Raw genomic sequence first — 16,964 nt, forward strand, 5'->3', positions numbered from 1 at the left:
CGTGCGATCACTCCCCCTTGTCACGCTGTACTGACTTAGAGAAGAAAATGCCCAAGCGCACTGACCTCAAGACCATTCTCATCATCGGTGCTGGCCCGATCGTCATCGGCCAGGCCTGTGAGTTCGACTATTCCGGCGCCCAGGCCTGCAAAGCCCTGCGTGACGAGGGTTACCGCGTGGTGCTGGTCAACAGCAACCCGGCCACCATCATGACCGACCCGGAGATGGCCGACGCCGTCTACATCGAGCCGATCAACTGGCAGACGGTCGAGAAGATCATCGCCAAGGAAAAGCCCGATGCGCTGCTGCCGACCATGGGTGGCCAGACCGCGCTGAACTGCGCGCTGGACCTGGCCGACAACGGCGTGCTGGAGAAGTACAACGTCGAACTGATCGGTGCCAAGCGCGAAGCGATCCGCATGGCCGAAGACCGCGAGCTGTTCCGCGTGGCCATGGGTGAGATCGGCCTGGAGTGCCCGACCGCAGCCGTCGCCCACACCCTGGACGAAGCGCTGGAGATCCAGACCCGCGTCGGCTACCCGACCATCATCCGCCCCAGCTTCACCCTGGGCGGCAGCGGTGGCGGCATCGCCTACAACCGCGAAGAACTGGTCGATATCGTCAGCCGTGGCCTGGAACTGTCGCCGACCACCGAAGTGCTGGTGGAAGAATCGGTGCTGGGCTGGAAGGAATTCGAAATGGAAGTGGTCCGCGATACCGCGGACAACTGCATCATCGTCTGCTCGATCGAAAACCTGGACCCGATGGGCGTGCACACCGGTGACTCGATCACCGTGGCCCCGGCACAGACCCTGACCGACAAGGAATACCAGCGCCTGCGCGATGCCTCCATCGCCGTGCTGCGCAAGATCGGCGTGGACACCGGTGGCTCGAACGTGCAGTTCGGCATCAACCCGAAGACCGGCCGCGTGGTCGTGATCGAAATGAACCCGCGCGTGTCGCGTTCCTCGGCGCTGGCCTCGAAGGCAACCGGCTTCCCGATCGCCAAGGTCGCCGCCAAGCTGGCCGTGGGTTACACCCTGGACGAACTGAAGAACGAAATCACCGGCGGCCTGACCCCGGCCTCGTTCGAGCCGTCCATCGACTACGTGGTCACCAAGATTCCGCGCTTCGCTTTCGAGAAGTTCCCGGCGGCCGATGCGCGCCTGACCACCCAGATGAAGTCGGTCGGTGAAGTGATGGCCATGGGCCGCACCTTCCAGGAATCGGTGCAGAAGGCCCTGCGTGGGCTGGAAACCGGCAAGGTCGGCTTCGACCCGACCGGGCTGGACCTGACCAGCGAAGATGACCTGCAGACCCTGCGCCGCGAGCTGAAGGCGCCGGGCCCGGAGCGTCTGTTCTACGTGGCCGATGCGTTCCGCGCCGGCATGAGCGTGGAAGACATCTACGCGCTGTCCTTCATCGACCATTGGTTCCTGGACCAGATCGAAGAGATCATCGCCGCCGAAGGCGAAGTGGCTGCCGGTGGCATCGACGCGCTGGACGCCGCGCGCCTGCGCAAGCTCAAGCGTGCCGGTTTCTCCGATGCGCGCCTGGCCCAGCTGACCGGTACCAACGAAGCGGCCATCCGCGCGCTGCGTCGCGCGCACAAGGTGCGCCCGGTCTACAAGCGCGTGGACTCCTGTGCCGGTGAATTCTCCACCGGCACCGCCTACCTGTACTCGACCTACGAGGACGAGTGCGAGGCCGCGCCGACCAACCGCGACAAGATCATGATCCTGGGCGGTGGCCCGAACCGCATCGGCCAGGGCATCGAGTTCGACTACTGCTGCGTGCACGCGGCACTGGCGCTGCGCGAGGATGGCTATGAAACCATCATGGTCAACTGCAACCCGGAAACCGTGTCGACCGACTACGACACCTCCGACCGCCTGTACTTCGAACCGCTGACCTTGGAAGACGTGCTGGAAATCGTCGAGCTGGAACAGCCCAAGGGCGTGATCGTGCAGTACGGCGGCCAGACCCCGCTGAAGCTGGCGCGCGCGCTGGAAGCCAACGGCGTGCCGGTGATCGGCACCAGCCCGGACTCGATCGACCTGGCCGAAGACCGCGAGCGCTTCCAGCAGCTGGTGGACAAGCTGGGCCTGAAGCAGCCGCCGAACCGCATCGCCCGCAACGACCAGGAAGCCCTGCTGCTGGCCCGCGAGATCGGCTACCCGCTGGTGGTGCGCCCGAGCTACGTGCTGGGCGGCCGCGCGATGGAAATCGTCTACGGCGAATCCGACCTGGCCCGCTACGTGCGCGACGCGGTGAAGGTGTCCAACGATTCGCCGGTGCTGCTGGACCGCTTCCTGGACAACGCCGTGGAATGCGACGTGGACATCATTGCCGACAAGGATGGCAACGTCCTGATCGGCGGCGTGATGGAGCACATCGAAGAAGCCGGCGTGCACTCCGGTGACTCGTCCTGCTCGCTGCCGCCGTACTCGCTGTCGGCCAAGACCCAGGCCGAGCTGCGCCGCCAGGTGGTGGAGCTGGCCAAGGCCCTGAACGTGGTCGGCCTGATGAACACCCAGTTCGCGATCCAGACCAGCGAAGACGGTGATGACACCATCTACCTGCTGGAAGTGAACCCGCGCGCCTCGCGTACCGTGCCGTTCGTGTCCAAGGCCACCGGCATGGCGCTGGCCAAGATCGCCGCGCGCTGCATGGCCGGCAAGACCCTGCAGGAGCAGGGCGCCACCAAGGAGATCGTGCCGGACTACTACTCGGTGAAGGAAGCGATCTTCCCGTTCGCCAAGTTCCAGGGCGTCGATCCCATCCTGGGGCCGGAAATGCGCTCCACCGGTGAAGTGATGGGCGTGGGCCGCACCTTCAACGCCGCCTTCGCGCGTGCGCAGGAGGCGGGCAGCATCAAGGCCCCGCCGATCGGCAAGGCCTTCGTTTCGGTGCGTGACCCGGACAAGAAGCGCGTGCTGCCGGTGGCCAAGGCCCTGCTGGCGCGTGGCTACAGCCTGGTGGCCACCCGTGGCACCGCCGCGTGGCTGCAGCAGCACGGCATGGACTGCGAAATCATCAACAAGGTGGTGGAAGGTCGTCCGCACATCGTCGATTCGATCAAAAACGGCGAGATCGTCTACATCGTCAACACGACCGAAGGCCGTGCGGCGATCAACGACTCGTTCTCGATCCGTCGCGAGGCGCTGCAGCACCGCGTCACCTACTCGACCACCATTGCCGGCGCCAAGGCGCTGGTGGATTCACTGGAATTCCGTGGCACCGGCCCCGTCTGGTCGCTGCAGGAACTGCACAAGGAGTTGAATGCATGAGAGCCCCCATCACCATGAAGGGCGCGCAGAAGCTGCGCGACGAACTGGACCACCTGAAGTCGGTCAAGCGCCCGAAGGTCATCGCTGCGATTGCCGAGGCGCGTGAGCACGGCGACCTGAAGGAAAACGCCGAGTACCACGCCGCGCGCGAGGAACAGGGCTTCATCGAAGGCCGCATCAAGCAGCTGGAAGGTGAGCTGTCGCACGCCGAGATCATCGACGTGAGCAAGCTCAACGCCGGTTCGAAGGTGGTGTTCGGCGCCAGCGTGACCCTGGCCGACGTGGAAACCGACGAAGAGAAGAAGTACCAGATCGTTGGTGACCTGGAGGCGGACATCAAGCTGGGCCTGATCGCCATTTCCTCGCCGGTGGCCCGCGCGATGATCGGCAAGCTGGAAGGCGATTCGATCGTGATCGACGCCCCGGCCGGCCAGCGCGAGTACGAAATCGTCAGCGTCAGCTATCTGGACTGACCGGGTGGCAACGGCGACCCTGTTGTTGCCGGCGCGCAGCCGCTTTGCGGCGGCTGCATTGCCTGACGAGGTGGCGCGCGCCCTGGGCCGCGCCACCACTGTGCAGCTGGATGCGGGCGAACGCGCCCAGCTGCAACGCCATTTCAGCGTGGCCGCGCCGCACTGGCCGGTGGCCGCACTGACCCGCCAGCGCGATGTTGGCGATGCCGCCGGTGCGTGCTGGCTGCGCGCCGATCCGGCCTGCATGGTGCCGGACATGCACGGTGCGCGCATGATGGGGCACGGCGAAACACTGCGGCCCACGCTGGCCGACAGCCTGGCCTTGCTGCCGGTACTGCAGCCGCTGTTTGCCGATGCCGGTTTCGTGCTGGATGCGCCGGACCCGGCGCGCTGGTACCTGCGTCTGCCCATCGACATTGAACTGCCCGACTTCGACAGTCCCGACGATGTGCTGGGCGACGATCTGTTCTCGCACCTGCCCGAAGGGCCGGCCGGTCGCCGCTGGCGCGCCCTGATGACCGAGGCGCAGGTGCTGCTGCACAACCATTCCTGGAACCAGCAGCGTGCCGCGCAGGGTCAGCAGCCGATCAACTCGCTGTGGTTCTGGGGTGGCGGGGTGATGCCGGTGTCGGTGACTACCCAGCACGTGCAGGTACGCAGTCGCGACGCCCTGCTGCAGGGGCTGGCCCAGGCCGCCGGTGTGGCGGTGGACGGCGAGCAGGCCGTGGATGCCTTGGTGGACCTGCGGCAACTGCGTTCGCTGCAGCAGCTGGGCAACGAAGCGATTGTTCCGCTGCTGGCGGCACTGCGTCGCAGCGAACTGCAGCAGCTGGTACTGGATTTCGAAGACGGCCTGCAGTTCCGCCTCGACCGCGGCCAGCGCTGGCAGTTCTGGAAGAAACCCCGCCAGCTGCACGACTGAGCGGGGTCGGATCCCGTTGCTGCGCAACGGGCTCTGACCCCTGATGCGGTACGTGCCAACCTTGGTTGGCACGCCACGCTCCGGTAGGTGCCAACCTTGGTTGGCACGCCACGCCCCCGGTAGGTGCCAACCTTGGTTGGCACGCCACGCCCCGGTAGGTGCCAACCTTGGTTGGCACGCCACGCCCCGGTAGGTGCCAACCTTGGTTGGCACGCCACGCCCCGGTAGGTTCCAACCTTGGTTGGCACGTTGGGATCAGTCGAGCATGGCTCGACTCTACAGAGGGCGGGCAGGGCGCCGCCCTGCCGGCCTCACTTCACCGTGCTGACGATCGTCGGCAGCGTCCAATGCCCACCGGCTACACCACGGCACTGGCCGGTGGTGAACGCGCTGGTCTTCACGAAACGCTGGCCATCCCACACCCAATCGTGGCCGGAGAAGCAATCGCCGATGCCGCGACCACGGAACCGCCCGCGCAGGGTCATGTCGTCGGTGTCGAAATCCTCTGCATCGGAGGTGACAAAGCGCGCCTGGTACGGTGCCTTGTCCTGCACCACCCAGTAGCCGCTGCTGAAGTTGTAGGCGCCCATGAAGCAGCTGGTGCTGGCCAGCACATGCGAACCGTCCAGCCGCACGATATCGATCTCGTCCTGCTCGCCTTCGCTCACGCGGCGGCATTCGTCCGCGTTCGGCAGGCTGGCCTGCAGCGCCTTGCGCAGCGCCGGGGCTTTGGCCAGCGCCGCATCGCCACTGCGCGCCGGCGCCAGCTTGCCGTGCACCACCACCGGCATCGGCAGCGCGGCCGGCACGCTGGCCTCGGCCTTGTCACCGCGACGCACCAGCGCGCCGGGCGTGCCCAGCCGGCCCTGCGCCTCGTCCATCTTCAGCAGTACCGCGGTGGCGCCGCTGTCGGAAATCGGCCAGGCCTTGCCCTTGCCATCGACGATCTCGATGCGCGCCTGGCGGGGCAGGGCGGCGACCAGCGCATCGGTCTGGGCCTGCTGCAGCAGGATCTTCTCTCCATCACCGGTGTCGCGCACCGGGCCCAGGTCCTTGCCATTCAGGCGCAGGCGCAGCGCGCCGGTCGGCATGGGGCTTTCGCCGTCCTCGCCATTGCGCAGGCGCGCCACTACCGGCGCACCGGGGCCGCCCGCACGTTCCAGCATCAGGCTGAGCAGGTTGCCGGGCTCTTCCGGGCTGTAGCCGGCGGCGCGACAGGTGCGGGTGTTGTCGCAGGCCAGTGACCAGTCGTTGTGGTCGAACGACACGCCGGCCTTCGGCTCGGGCGTGGCGGCGTGGGCGGCCGGGGCGAGGGCGAGGGCCAGGAGCAAAGTGTGGCGCATGAAGAGAAATCCATTTCGGGGCCGATAAGCATGAAATAAATGGCGGTCGATTCCAAATGCTTCCGACGGGGTCAGAGCCCTCTGCCTGCAGAGGGCTCTGACCCCGCGTTATCATGGTGACGTCTTCTGCAACCCGGCGATGCCGATGTCCCTTGCCGCCGATGCTGCGCTGCCCGTGTCCGATACCCCGCTGATCCGCCGCCGCGAGCCGGTGCAGCCCGGTGCGTGGCCCGACGATACGCTGCCGCTGCTGGCCCGCCTGTATGCCAGCCGTGGCGCGACCACGCCGGAACTGGCGCTGCCGCGACTGGGCAACCTGCATGCGCCCGAGCTGCTGACCGGCATCGATGCGGCCGTGGCCCTGCTGGTCGATGCCATCGCCAACGACAAGCGCATCCTGGTCGTCGGCGATTTCGACTGCGATGGGGCAACCGCCTGCGCCGTGGGTGTGCGCGGCCTGCGCATGCTGGGCGCGCAGCACGTCTTCCACGCGGTGCCCAACCGCATGGTGCATGGTTACGGCCTGTCGCCGTCGCTGGTGGATGAACTGGCGGCGCTGCAGCCGGACCTGCTGGTGACCGTGGACCACGGCATTGCCTGCCATGCCGGTGTCAACGCCGCCAAGGCGCGCGGCTGGCAGGTGCTGGTCACCGACCACCATCTGCCCGGCCCGCAGCTGCCGCCGGCCGATGTCATCGTCGATCCGAACCTGCAGGGCGATGATTTCCCCAGCAAATCGCTGGCCGGTGTCGGCGTCATCTTCTATGTGCTGATGGCGCTGCGCCGCTGCATGCGCGAGGCCGGCGTGTTCGCCGATGGCAAGGGCCCGGACCTGACCACGCTGCTGGACCTAGTGGCTGTGGGCACCGTGGCCGATCTGGTCGCACTGGATGCCAACAATCGTGCGCTGGTCAGCGCCGGCCTGCGCCGGCTGCGGGCCGGGCAGGGTTGCGTAGGCCTGAAGGCGCTGATCGAAGCCAGCGGACGCGACGCCGCACGCCTGACCTCCACCGATATCGGCTTCGCGTTGGGCCCGCGCCTCAATGCGGCCGGTCGCCTGGAAGACATGGGCTTGGGCATCGAACTGCTGCTCACCGAAGATCCGCGGCAGGCGCGCGACATTGCCCAGACCCTGGAACAGATCAATGCCGAGCGGCGCGCGGTGCAGCAGTCGATGACCGATGACGCCGAGCAGGCGCTGTCGCGCGTGGTGCTGCACGAGCAGGGCCAGCGCCCGGTCGCGGCATGCCTGTTCGACGCCGAGTGGCACCCCGGCGTGGTCGGCCTGGTGGCGTCGAAAATGAAGGACCGCCTGCATCGTCCGGTGATTGCATTTGCACCGGCCGAACCAGGCGCGGACACCCTGCGCGGTTCGGCGCGCTCCATCCCCGGCCTGCATATCCGTGACGCGCTGGCGCTGGTCGATGCACGCCATCCCGAGCTGGTGGAGCGCTTCGGTGGCCACGCCATGGCCGCTGGCCTGAGCATGCGCCTGCAGCACCTGCCCGCGTTCGAGGCCGCCTTCGTCGCCATCGTGCAGGAACTGCTGGATCCGGCCGCGCTGCAGCAGCAGGTGCTCAGCGATGGTGAACTGTCCGCGGACGAACTCGATCACCGCCATGCCGATGCGCTGCGCCTGGCCGGGCCCTGGGGGCAGGGCTTTCCCGAGCCGCTGTTCGACGGCCACTTCGAAGTGGCAAACTGGCGCGTGCTGAAAGAGCGGCATCTGAAGCTCGAGCTGCGCCTGCCCGGGCTGCCCGGCACGATCAACGCCATCCATTTCGGCGGCTGGCACGGCAACGCGCCGGGTCGCCATGTGCACCTGGCCTACCGCCTGGCCTGCGATGACTACCGCGGCGGCACCGCGATCCAGCTGATCGTGGAGCATTGCCTGCCCGCCTGATGGCGGAGCGCCACGCTTCGCGCCCGCCGGGCATGGCCCGGCGCTACCAGGGGCGCCGCACGCTGCGGTAGCGCCGGGCCATGCCCGGCGGGATGCATCGACGGTCGACCGCTAACCCCACCTGCCGTGGTGGTGCGTTGAACCCTGCACGATCCCACTGGAGCCGTGCCATGCCACTTGCCCGCTGCGTCCCCTTCATCCTGCTGGTGCTGGCGGCCTGGTCCGCAGACGCGCAGTCCCCCGGCATTGCGCGCCCTCAGCCCAGCACTCCGCTGTTGGTTGCTCCAGCCGCCGAACAGCCGATCCAGCTGCGCCAGGCGCGCATCGAAGGCGAAGTGCAGGCCGGTATCGCGCAGACCCGCATCACCCTGGAATTCCACAACCCGAACCGTCGCGTGCTGGAAGGCGAGCTGCAGTTCCCCTTGGCCGATGGCCAGCAGATCAGCGGCTTTGCGCTGGACATCGATGGCGAACTGCGCGAGGCGGTGCCGGTGCCCAAGGATCGGGGGCGCCAGGTGTTCGAAGATATCGCCCGGCGCGGTGTGGACCCCGGCCTGCTGGAGCAGACCGCCGGCAACCAGTTCCGCCTGCGCATCTATCCGCTGCCAGCCGGCGGCAGCCGCCGCGTGCAGCTGGTCGTGCGCGAGCCGCTGGCTTACGCCGGCAACGGCTGGCAATGGGCGCTGCCACTGCAGTTCGCCGCGGGTGCGGCATCGGTTGAGCTGAAACTGCAGGCGCCGGGCCAAGCGACGGTGGGCACGGCACCGTTCCGTATCGATGCGGGTCAGCTGCATTGGCAGGGGCGCGGCGCGCAGTTGCCGGCGCAGCTGCAGTGGACGCTGCCTGCGGCGCGCCGTGCGCAGGTGCAGGTGGCCAACTGGCAGGACGGCCATTACCTGCTGGCACAGCTGCCGGTGGCTACAAGCACCACGCCGCGCACGCTGCCGCGCGAGATCGGCCTGCTCTGGGATGGCTCGGGTTCGGCGGGCCAGCGTGACCGCACGCGTGAGTTCGCGCTGCTGGACCGCTACTTCGCCGCCATGGGCGACGGCACGGTGGTGCTGACGGTGCTGCGCGACCGCCCCGAGCCCGAACGCCACTTCCGTATCCGCAAGGGCGATTGGAGTGCGCTGCGCCAGGCGTTGCAGGCGGTGCGGCCCGACGGCGCCAGTGCGTTGGCTCAGTGGCGGCCGCAGCCGGGCGTGCAGGAATACCTGCTGGTCAGTGACGGCCTGCTGACCTATGGGCCCGAGGCCCTGCCGGCATTGGCCGAGGGCCAGCGTTTGTTCTCGATCAGCAGCGCGGGTGCCCGCACCGACAGCCCGCGCCTGCGCGGTTGGAGCGCAGCCCATGCCGGGCGTTTCGTCGCGCTGGGAACGGACGTGGACGCAGCCGCGCGCGAACTGCTGTCGGCTCCGCTGGATGTGCAGATCGATGCCGGGCGCGGCGTGCAGGACGTGGTGATCGATCGCCGCAGCGAAGCGCAGGGCTGGTTGTGGCTGCATGCACGCCTGGCCGCCGACGGTGTACCGATGCGGGTGCGCGTTGCCGGCAGTGACTGGCAGGCTCTGCCGGCCAGCACGCGCAGTGATGACGGCGCGCTGCTCGCGGGACTGTGGGCACAAGCGCAGCTGCAGCAGCTGGCGCTGGACCGGCGCAGCAACCGCGAAGCGATGCAGCGCCTGTCGCAGCAGTTTGGCCTGGTCGGGCCGGACACCTCGCTGATCGTGCTGGAGACGCTGGACGACTACCTGCGCTACGCCATCCGTCCGTCGGGCGCGCTGCGTGCCGGCTATGACGCCCGTTTTGCAAAGCAGGTGGTAGATCGCCAGGCCGAGGACCGCCGCCGCTTGGATGCGGTGGCCGCGCAGTGGAAGGAGCGCCAGCAGTGGTGGAACCGCCGTTGGCCGAAGACCGCGCCGCCCACTGCGGGCAATGCCAAGGAAATCGCGCAGAACGAGGCCGTGGCCAGTGCGCCGATGGCCCTGCTGGCTGCACCGGCACCGGCAGCGCCTCCGCCGCCCCCGGCGCCGATGGCACCGGCCCGGGCCCGCAGGCAGGCACCGGCCGCCGAGGCAATGACGCTGGACGCGATGGCCGTGGCGGCCGCTGATGCCGGGGATGCCGCCGCGCCGGCCAACGATGGCCAGCTCGGCATCCGGTTGGCGGCCTGGCAGCCTGATTCAGAGATGGCTCGTCGCCTGCGCCAGGGCCCGCCCGCGCAGCTGTACGACCGCTACCTGGCCGAACGCGATGCCCACGCCGACAGCAGTGCGTTCTTCCTCGACGTGGCCGACCTGCTGCTGGAGCAGGGTCAGCGCGAACTGGCGCTGCGTGTGCTGTCCAACCTGGCCGAGATGGAGCTGGACAATCGGCACCTGCTGCGCGTGCTCGGCTATCGACTGATGCAGGCCGATGCCCCCGCGCTGGCCGTGCCGGTGTTCGAGCAGGTGCTGGCGATGGGCCAGGAAGAGCCGCAGAGCTTCCGCGATCTTGGCCTTGCTCTGGCAGCGGCCGGCAAGCCGCAGCAGGCACTGGACTCGCTGTACCAGGTGGTGGTGCGCCGCTGGGACAGCCGTTTCAATGGTGTTGCCCTGATCGCACTGGACGAACTGACCAACCTGGTGGCCCGCAGCCGCCCGGCGCTGGATACCCGTGCCATCGATCCGCGCCTGTTGCAGGCCATGCCGCTGGACCTGCGCGTGGTGCTGGCCTGGGATGCCGACAACAGCGACATGGACCTGTGGGTGACCGACCCCAACGGCGAGCGCGCCTACTACGGCAACCGCCTGACCTGGCAGGGCGGGCAGATGTCGCAGGACTTCACCGGCGGATACGGCCCCGAGCAATTCTCGCTGCGCAACGCCAAGCCCGGGAAATACAAGGTGGAAGCCAACTACTTCGGCAGTCGCCAGCAACTGGTGACCGGCGCCACCACGCTGATGCTGCGCCTGACCACCCATTGGGGCACGCCGCAGCAAAAGGACCAGAGGGTCACGCTGCGCCTGAAGGACCGCTCGGAGACCATCCTGGTAGGCGAATTCGAAGTGCAGTAGAGCCACGCCATGCGTGGCTGCAGAAAGCCCACTGCCACGCATCCACGCACGGCGTGGATCTACCGCTGGCGCGGAATCCACCGCGCCAGCGCCACGCCACCGCCGAGGATCAACAGCGTGCCAACGGTATGCCAGAACACTTCGGTAATCGGCGCGTCGGGCAACGGAAGGCGGTACGCCAGCCATTCAATCAACGGTCGCGCCAACAGGTAGATCACCACCACACCCAGGACCCGCAGCACGCGTTGCACGATGCCTTGCGGATCCACCGGCCAGCCGCGCCATTGCAGCCACGCCACCAGCAGAGCGAGTGCCAGCAGGCGTGCGGCTTCGCCCAGCGGCACCAGGTGCGTCCACAACGAAGCCCCTGCCAGCGCCACGCCCAAGCCCAGCAGTACGGGCAGCTGCCAGCGCCGCGCCCCGCGCAGCCCTGGCATCAGCTGCCAGGCGAGCACGGCCACGCCGATCCCGATCAGCCACCCGGCCACCACGTCGGCCAGGAAGTGCCGGCCCAGGTACATGCGCGAAATGGCCATCAACAACGGCCAACCCAGCACCAGCACCCAACGCAGCCAGCGCCGGCGAATGCCGAATGCCAGCAGCAGGCTGACGCAGGCGGCGGTGGTGATGCCCACGTGGCCGCTGTTGAAACCATAGTCGGCGTGCGGCTGCGCGCGCAGCATCGCCGTGGCCTGCGCATCGGGCAGCGACCAGAACGTGCGGCCACCGCCATCGACCACGAACGGATGCGAAGGCTCGCCCTTGTCCAGTACCGCCGCATCCACGTCGGAGGGACGGGGCAGGGCGGCGCTCTGCTTGATCGCATGCGTGGCGCAGGCCATCAGCAGCACCGCCAGCATCACGCACAGGCCCGCGCGCAGTCGCGCGCCGAACGCGCACACCAGGATCAGCGCGGTATAGCCCAGCTCGTAGCCGAGCAGGCTGATGAACTGCATCACTGCCAACATCCAGCTGGCGTCGAAGGTCTGCTGCAACCACAGGTGCCATTGCGTCTGGAACATCCGTTGTCCTCAATGCGCCGGTACGACGCGTGCAGCGGTCGACGATAGCGGATGGGCGCGCAGTCCGAACAGGGGGCGCAGCCAACGCACGCGGCGGATCAACAGTTCGTGGATCAACAGGCAGCCACCCACGGTGCCGGCCACCAGCAGCGCCGGTTCCAGCCACGGGCCCAGCTGCAGCGGTCGCAGCGCATACAGCAGCACGATCAACACGGTCTGGTGCAGGATGTACCAGCTGAACACCGCCTCGCGGCAATAGGCCTGGCCCGGCCACGGGCGCGCCAACAGCACCCGGGCCCAGCCGAACAGCGCCAGCAGCATGCACCAGGTGTAGAGCGCCCGACCGACGCGTTCGGTCTGCGCCCATGGCAGCGCCAGAATCCACGGATCAACGTTGCCCACGTCCGGCAGTCGGGCCAGCGCGCGGATCCCCAACTCCAAGCACAGCCCGAGCACGGCCAGGCCAAGGGTCAGCCGCCGGCCGCGCACCAGCAGGTCCCAGCCGCGCTGCCAGCGCGCGGCCAGGAAGCCGCCCAGGAACAGCGGCAGCGACTCGGCGTGCACGTAGACGTCGTCCAGCAACGCATGGGTTGGCGGCCAACGCGGCATCAGCACCAGCAGCGCCCAGGCCAGCCAGGCCACGGGGAGCACCAGCAGCGCGGCCCCCAACAGACGGTCACCCACTTTCAGGGTCGGCACCGCTTTGGCCACCGGCCGCAGCAGGCTGGCCAGCACCACGGCCAGCACGGTGTAGGGCAGCAGGTAGGCCAGATACCACAGGTGGTTCCAGGTGAAGCCGTACTGGGAACCGGTGAAGTGCGCGCCCGGCCATGGCCGGAACTGCCAGTAGCGCCACAGGAACCGTCCCAGCCCCGGCGCCACGTCGCCCTTGTCCAGCGCCTCGCAGTACGCCTGCAGCGAGACCAGCGCCACGATGCCGAACAGCAGCGGCAGCAGCAGGCGCCAGCAGCGGCGCAGGGTATGCGGCAGGCGACCCCGGTCGGGCAGGGACAGGCCCAGGGCGATGCCGCTGATGGCAAACAGCAGCGGCATCCGCCAGCGATTGAGGGCGATCATCGGCCATTGCAGCCACTGCGCGGTGTAGGCGCTCTTCAGGTGGAAATCCCAGCCGGCCACGTAGGCCATGGCGGCGTGGTAGAGGATCAGCAGGGCGAAGGCGGCGATGCGCAGGGTGTCCAGATCGTGGCGTCGGTGCATGGCGATGGGCATCAGGGGGATGCTGCACCTTGGCCCGCTGACCATCACCGCACCAGCTGAAAGGGCGCAGTGGCGGGCGTTCTGGGCCCAATGGCGGGGCTGCAGGGACCAATGGCCGATGCGCGCGGGAGCGGATGGGCAACAATGGCGGCATGGAAAATGGAGATCCGGCGGCACGTGCCGCTGCAACCGCCCAGGTGGCGTATAGACCCGGCAAGGACGTGATGTTCTGGTCGCTGCTGTTCCTGTGTACCGCCGCGGGCAACGTTCTGGCGCAGTGGATGCGGGCGGTGCGTGACGCGCAGCCTTTTGCCGGGCTGGGCACCTCCATCGAGGAGTTCAGCAGCGCGCTGGCAACCCTGGGGCTGCTGATGCTGCTGCAGGCGGCGGCCCGCCGGTGGCCGCTGCATGCCGATACCTGGCGGCGCCGGATCGGCTTCTATGTGCTGGGCGGCATCGCCTGGTGGCTGCTGCATGTCAGCGCGATGGTGCTGCTGCGCAAGGTGGCCTTCGCCCTGGCAGGCCAGCGCTACGTCTATGGCGACTGGCCGGCACAGTGGTTCTACGAGTTCTTCAAGGACGTGCAGACCTACAGCCTGCTGGTGATCGCCGTGCATGCCGTGGCCTGGTTCGGCCGCCAGCGGCAGGGCGAGGCGCACCTGCTGGCGCCGCCCGACGAAGGCCCGCCGGTGGAGCCGGTCGAGCGCCCGCAGCACTTCCTGGTGCGCAAGCTGGGCAAGGAATTCCTGGTGGCCACGGCCGATGTGGAATACGCCCAGGCGGCCGGCAACTATGTGAACCTGCGCGTGCGCGGGCATGACTACCCGCTGAGGATCACCATGGCGGCGCTGGAGCAGCGGCTGGACCCGGCCGTGTTCCTGCGGCCGCACCGAAGCTGGCTGATCCACCGCGACCAGCTGCGCTCGATCGAGCCGCTGGAGGGTGGCGAGGCCCTGCTGCACATGGCCGACGGGGCCGGGGTGCCGTGCAGCCGGCGGCAGTTGCCGCTGCTGCGGCAGGCGCTGGGCGCTTCGCACGGGGGGTAGAGTCGACTGTCAGTCGACTATCGCGCGCAGCGCGGGCTCCTTCACAACCTGAACGGAGAGCAGTCGACTGACAGTCGACTCTACCAAGACCCGGGTCGGCGTCGCCGTCGGCGCGAGCGGGCGGGGGAGCGGGCCTCATGCTGGGAACCGCGGGCTGCGGTATCATATGCAGTCATCTATTTAGTGCATAACCGCCGACATGATCGAACTGAATCCTGTCCGCCAGCGCATCGCCGATCTGACCGATCGTGTGGTGTCGCTCAGGGGGTATCTTTGACTACGACGCCAAGAAAGAGCGTCTTGAAGAAGTAACGCGGGAGCTGGAAAGCCCCGACGTCTGGAACAACGCCGAGTACGCGCAGAATCTGGGCCGCGAGCGCTCCAGTCTGGAAAAGACCGTGGGCGGCATCGCCTCGGTGCTGGACGGCCTGACCGACGCGACCGAGCTGCTGGAACTGGCTGAGTCCGAACAGGACGAAGACACCGCCCTGGCCGTGGTCGCCGATCTGGACAAGCACCAGGCGCACGTGGAGAAGCTGGAATTCCAGCGCATGTTCTCCGGCGAGATGGACAATGCGGCGGCCTTCGTCGACATCCAGGCCGGTGCCGGTGGCACCGAAGCCCAGGACTGGGCCGAAATCCTGCTGCGCATGTACCTGCGCTGGTGTGAATCGCGCGGTTGGAAGACCGAGCTGATGGAAGTGTCCGGCGGCGACGTCGCGGGCATCAAGTCGGCCACCCTGCGCGTGGAAGGCGATTACGCCTATGGCTGGCTGAAGACCGAGACCGGCGTGCACCGTTTGGTGCGCAAGTCGCCGTTCGATTCGGACAACCGCCGCCACACCAGCTTCACCTCGGTGTTCGTGTCGCCGGAAATCGATGACAACATCGATATCACCATCAACCCGGCCGATCTGCGTACCGACGTGTACCGTTCGTCCGGTGCCGGTGGCCAGCACGTGAACAAGACCGAGTCGGCGGTGCGTATCACCCACATCCCGACCAACATCGTTGTGGCCTGCCAGACCGGCCGCAGCCAGCACCAGAACCGCGACAACGCGATGAAGATGCTGGCCGCCAAGCTGTATGAGCTGGAGATCCAGAAGCGCAACGCCGAAAAGGATGCGGTGGAAGCCACCAAGTCCGACATCGGTTGGGGCAGTCAGATCCGCAACTACGTGCTCGACCAGAGCCGTATCAAGGACCTGCGCACCGGTATTGAACGTTCGGACACGCAGAAGGTGCTGGACGGCGACCTGGACGAGTTCGTCGAGGCCAGCCTGAAGGCCGGTCTGGCCGTGGGTTCCAAGCGCATCGATGCCTGATCGGCGCGCCTGCGCGGATATCATCGTCTCCTGCAACGGGGGGCGATGATGCGCAGCGAAGGTGAACGCAAGGAACTGGGCGGCTTCCTGAAAGCCTGCCGCGCCCGTGTCGACCCCGCCACGCTCGGCCTGCCGGCCGGGCGCCGGCGTACCCCGGGGCTGAAACGCGAGGAAGTGGCGCTGGCCATCGGGGTCAGCGTGAGCTGGTACACCTGGATCGAACAGGGCCGCGAAGTGCGGGCCTCGCCGGAAGTGCTGGAGCGCCTGGCCAAGGTGCTGCGCCTGAGCGACGACGAGCGCGCCTACGCCTTTGCGCTGTCCGGCTATGGCGTGCCACTGGAATCGCCGGACGAAAGCGTGACCGACGGCCTGCGCCAGCTGGTGGAGGCGATGCAGCCGATCCCGGCCTACGTGCGCAATACGCGCTTCGACATACTGGCCTGGAACCCGGCCATCGCCGAGCTGTTCGTGGATTACAGCCAGTTTCCGCCACACGAGCGCAACACGCTGCGGCTGATGTTCCTGTACGCGCCGTACCGCACGTTGATTCTCAACTGGGAAGAAATGACCCGTGGCCTGCTGGCCGGGTTTCGTGCAGCAATGGCGCAGGCGCCGGACAAGGCGCCGTTCCTGGCACTGGTCGAGGACCTTGCTGCACACAGCGAGGAGTTCCGGCTGTGGTGGCCGGAGCACGATGTACGTCGCTTCGACGAGGGTGCGAAGAAGCTGAACCACCCCGTGCATGGGTTGCTGGACCTGCAGTACGTGGCGCTGGTGCCGGAGAGCCGGCATGACCTTTCGCTGGTGACCTACCTGCCGCGGAAGTAGGGGGTGTTCGGCAGGGCTTGCAGCCCTGCACCTGCTGCGATCAACGTCAAAAGCCAGAGCGGGTTTCCGTGGTTGGGCGGGGCGGTGTCGGATTGCGGGGACGCCGCAAGTACGTCCTTGTAGGCTTGGCAGCCGCATCCATGCGGCTGACACCCCGCAATCCGACACTGCCCCACCTTCGACAGGTTCACGCGGCTGTTGGTAGGTGTCGACCTTGGTCGACACATCTGTCAGGTATCGAATGGATTCATCCGTGTCGACCAAGGTCGACACCTACCGGATCAGAGCGCCATGCGTGGATGAATCTGTCAAACATAGAAATCGATCCGGGGTCAGAGCCCGTTGCGCAGCAACGGGATCCGACCCCATGCCGTTCCGACAGATCGCGTGAACCTGTCGAAGGTGGGGCGGTGTCGGATTGCGGGGTGTCAGCCACATGGATGCGGCTGCCAAGCCTACAGGGACGTACTTGCGGCGTCCCCGCAATCCGACACCGCCCCGCCAACCCACGGAATGCCCGCTGTTGCTGTTGCTTCAG

At 67.6% G+C, this 16,964-nt stretch carries 11 protein-coding genes; 8 read left to right on the plus strand and 3 right to left on the minus strand.

Going from position 1 to position 16,964, the window contains the following annotated elements; all coding sequences use genetic code 11:
- Positions 1-47: 47 nt before the first annotated feature.
- From carB to C1933_RS09030, 3 genes are read left to right on the plus strand one after another with little or no spacing between them, the layout of a single operon-like run.
- Positions 48-3,290, plus strand: a complete 3,243-nt coding sequence (gene carB, locus C1933_RS09020; protein WP_108752980.1) for a carbamoyl-phosphate synthase large subunit — start codon at positions 48-50, stop codon at positions 3,288-3,290.
- An 8-nt stretch (positions 3,291-3,298) separates the two neighbouring features.
- Positions 3,299-3,763 (plus strand): transcription elongation factor GreA, encoded by a 465-nt coding sequence (gene greA, locus C1933_RS09025; protein ID WP_188489793.1) that lies wholly within the window; start codon positions 3,299-3,301, stop codon positions 3,761-3,763.
- Between the two features lie 4 nt (positions 3,764-3,767).
- Positions 3,768-4,685 carry a phosphoglycerate mutase gene (locus tag C1933_RS09030; protein ID WP_108752981.1) on the plus strand — a complete coding sequence of 306 codons (918 nt, stop codon included), beginning with the start codon at positions 3,768-3,770 and terminating at the stop codon, positions 4,683-4,685.
- A gap of 311 nt (positions 4,686-4,996) precedes the next feature.
- On the opposite strand, the gene C1933_RS09035 is transcribed toward C1933_RS09030, so the two are convergent.
- Positions 4,997-6,028, minus strand: a complete 1,032-nt coding sequence (locus C1933_RS09035; RefSeq protein ID WP_108752982.1) for a DUF1176 domain-containing protein — start codon at positions 6,026-6,028, stop codon at positions 4,997-4,999.
- A 145-nt stretch (positions 6,029-6,173) separates the two neighbouring features.
- Between C1933_RS09035 and recJ the strand changes: the two genes are divergently transcribed.
- The gene (gene recJ, locus C1933_RS09040) at positions 6,174-7,931 is read left to right on the plus strand and encodes a single-stranded-DNA-specific exonuclease RecJ (protein WP_108754792.1); all 1,758 of its coding nucleotides are present in this window, start codon (positions 6,174-6,176) and stop codon (positions 7,929-7,931) included.
- A 170-nt stretch (positions 7,932-8,101) separates the two neighbouring features.
- Entirely contained in the window at positions 8,102-10,987 is a 2,886-nt protein-coding gene (locus tag C1933_RS09045; RefSeq protein WP_108752983.1) for a VIT domain-containing protein, read from the plus strand.
- 59 nt (positions 10,988-11,046) lie between these two features.
- Here C1933_RS09045 and C1933_RS09050 read toward each other — a convergent pair whose 3' ends face one another.
- Both C1933_RS09050 and C1933_RS09055 read right to left on the minus strand, forming a co-directional pair.
- On the minus strand, positions 11,047-12,009 hold the full coding sequence (locus C1933_RS09050) for a phosphatase PAP2 family protein (RefSeq protein ID WP_108752984.1): 963 nt from the start codon (positions 12,007-12,009) through the stop codon (positions 11,047-11,049).
- Positions 12,010-12,018: 9 nt separating this feature from the next.
- The gene (locus C1933_RS09055; protein WP_108754793.1) at positions 12,019-13,227 is read right to left on the minus strand and encodes an acyltransferase family protein; all 1,209 of its coding nucleotides are present in this window, start codon (positions 13,225-13,227) and stop codon (positions 12,019-12,021) included.
- Between the two features lie 134 nt (positions 13,228-13,361).
- Here C1933_RS09055 and C1933_RS09060 point away from each other — a divergent pair, with 134 nt between their 5' ends.
- The 3 genes from C1933_RS09060 to C1933_RS09070 all read left to right on the plus strand — a co-directional run bounded on the left by C1933_RS09060 (position 13,362) and on the right by C1933_RS09070 (position 16,426).
- The gene (locus C1933_RS09060) at positions 13,362-14,273 is read left to right on the plus strand and encodes a LytTR family DNA-binding domain-containing protein (protein ID WP_108752985.1); all 912 of its coding nucleotides are present in this window, start codon (positions 13,362-13,364) and stop codon (positions 14,271-14,273) included.
- A 199-nt stretch (positions 14,274-14,472) separates the two neighbouring features.
- A protein-coding gene (gene prfB, locus C1933_RS09065; RefSeq protein ID WP_108749502.1) for a peptide chain release factor 2 occupies positions 14,473-15,598 on the plus strand; the annotation gives its coding sequence in 2 pieces (ribosomal slippage) (positions 14,473-14,547 and positions 14,549-15,598; 1,125 coding nt in all).
- 45 nt (positions 15,599-15,643) lie between these two features.
- A complete protein-coding gene (locus C1933_RS09070) occupies positions 15,644-16,426 on the plus strand; it encodes a helix-turn-helix transcriptional regulator (RefSeq protein ID WP_108752986.1) in 783 nt (260 codons plus the stop codon).
- The last annotated feature ends 538 nt before the right edge of the window (positions 16,427-16,964 follow it).

The sequence above is a fragment of the Stenotrophomonas sp. ZAC14D2_NAIMI4_6 genome (genome assembly GCF_003086875.1).
Lineage (GTDB): Bacteria > Pseudomonadota > Gammaproteobacteria > Xanthomonadales > Xanthomonadaceae > Stenotrophomonas.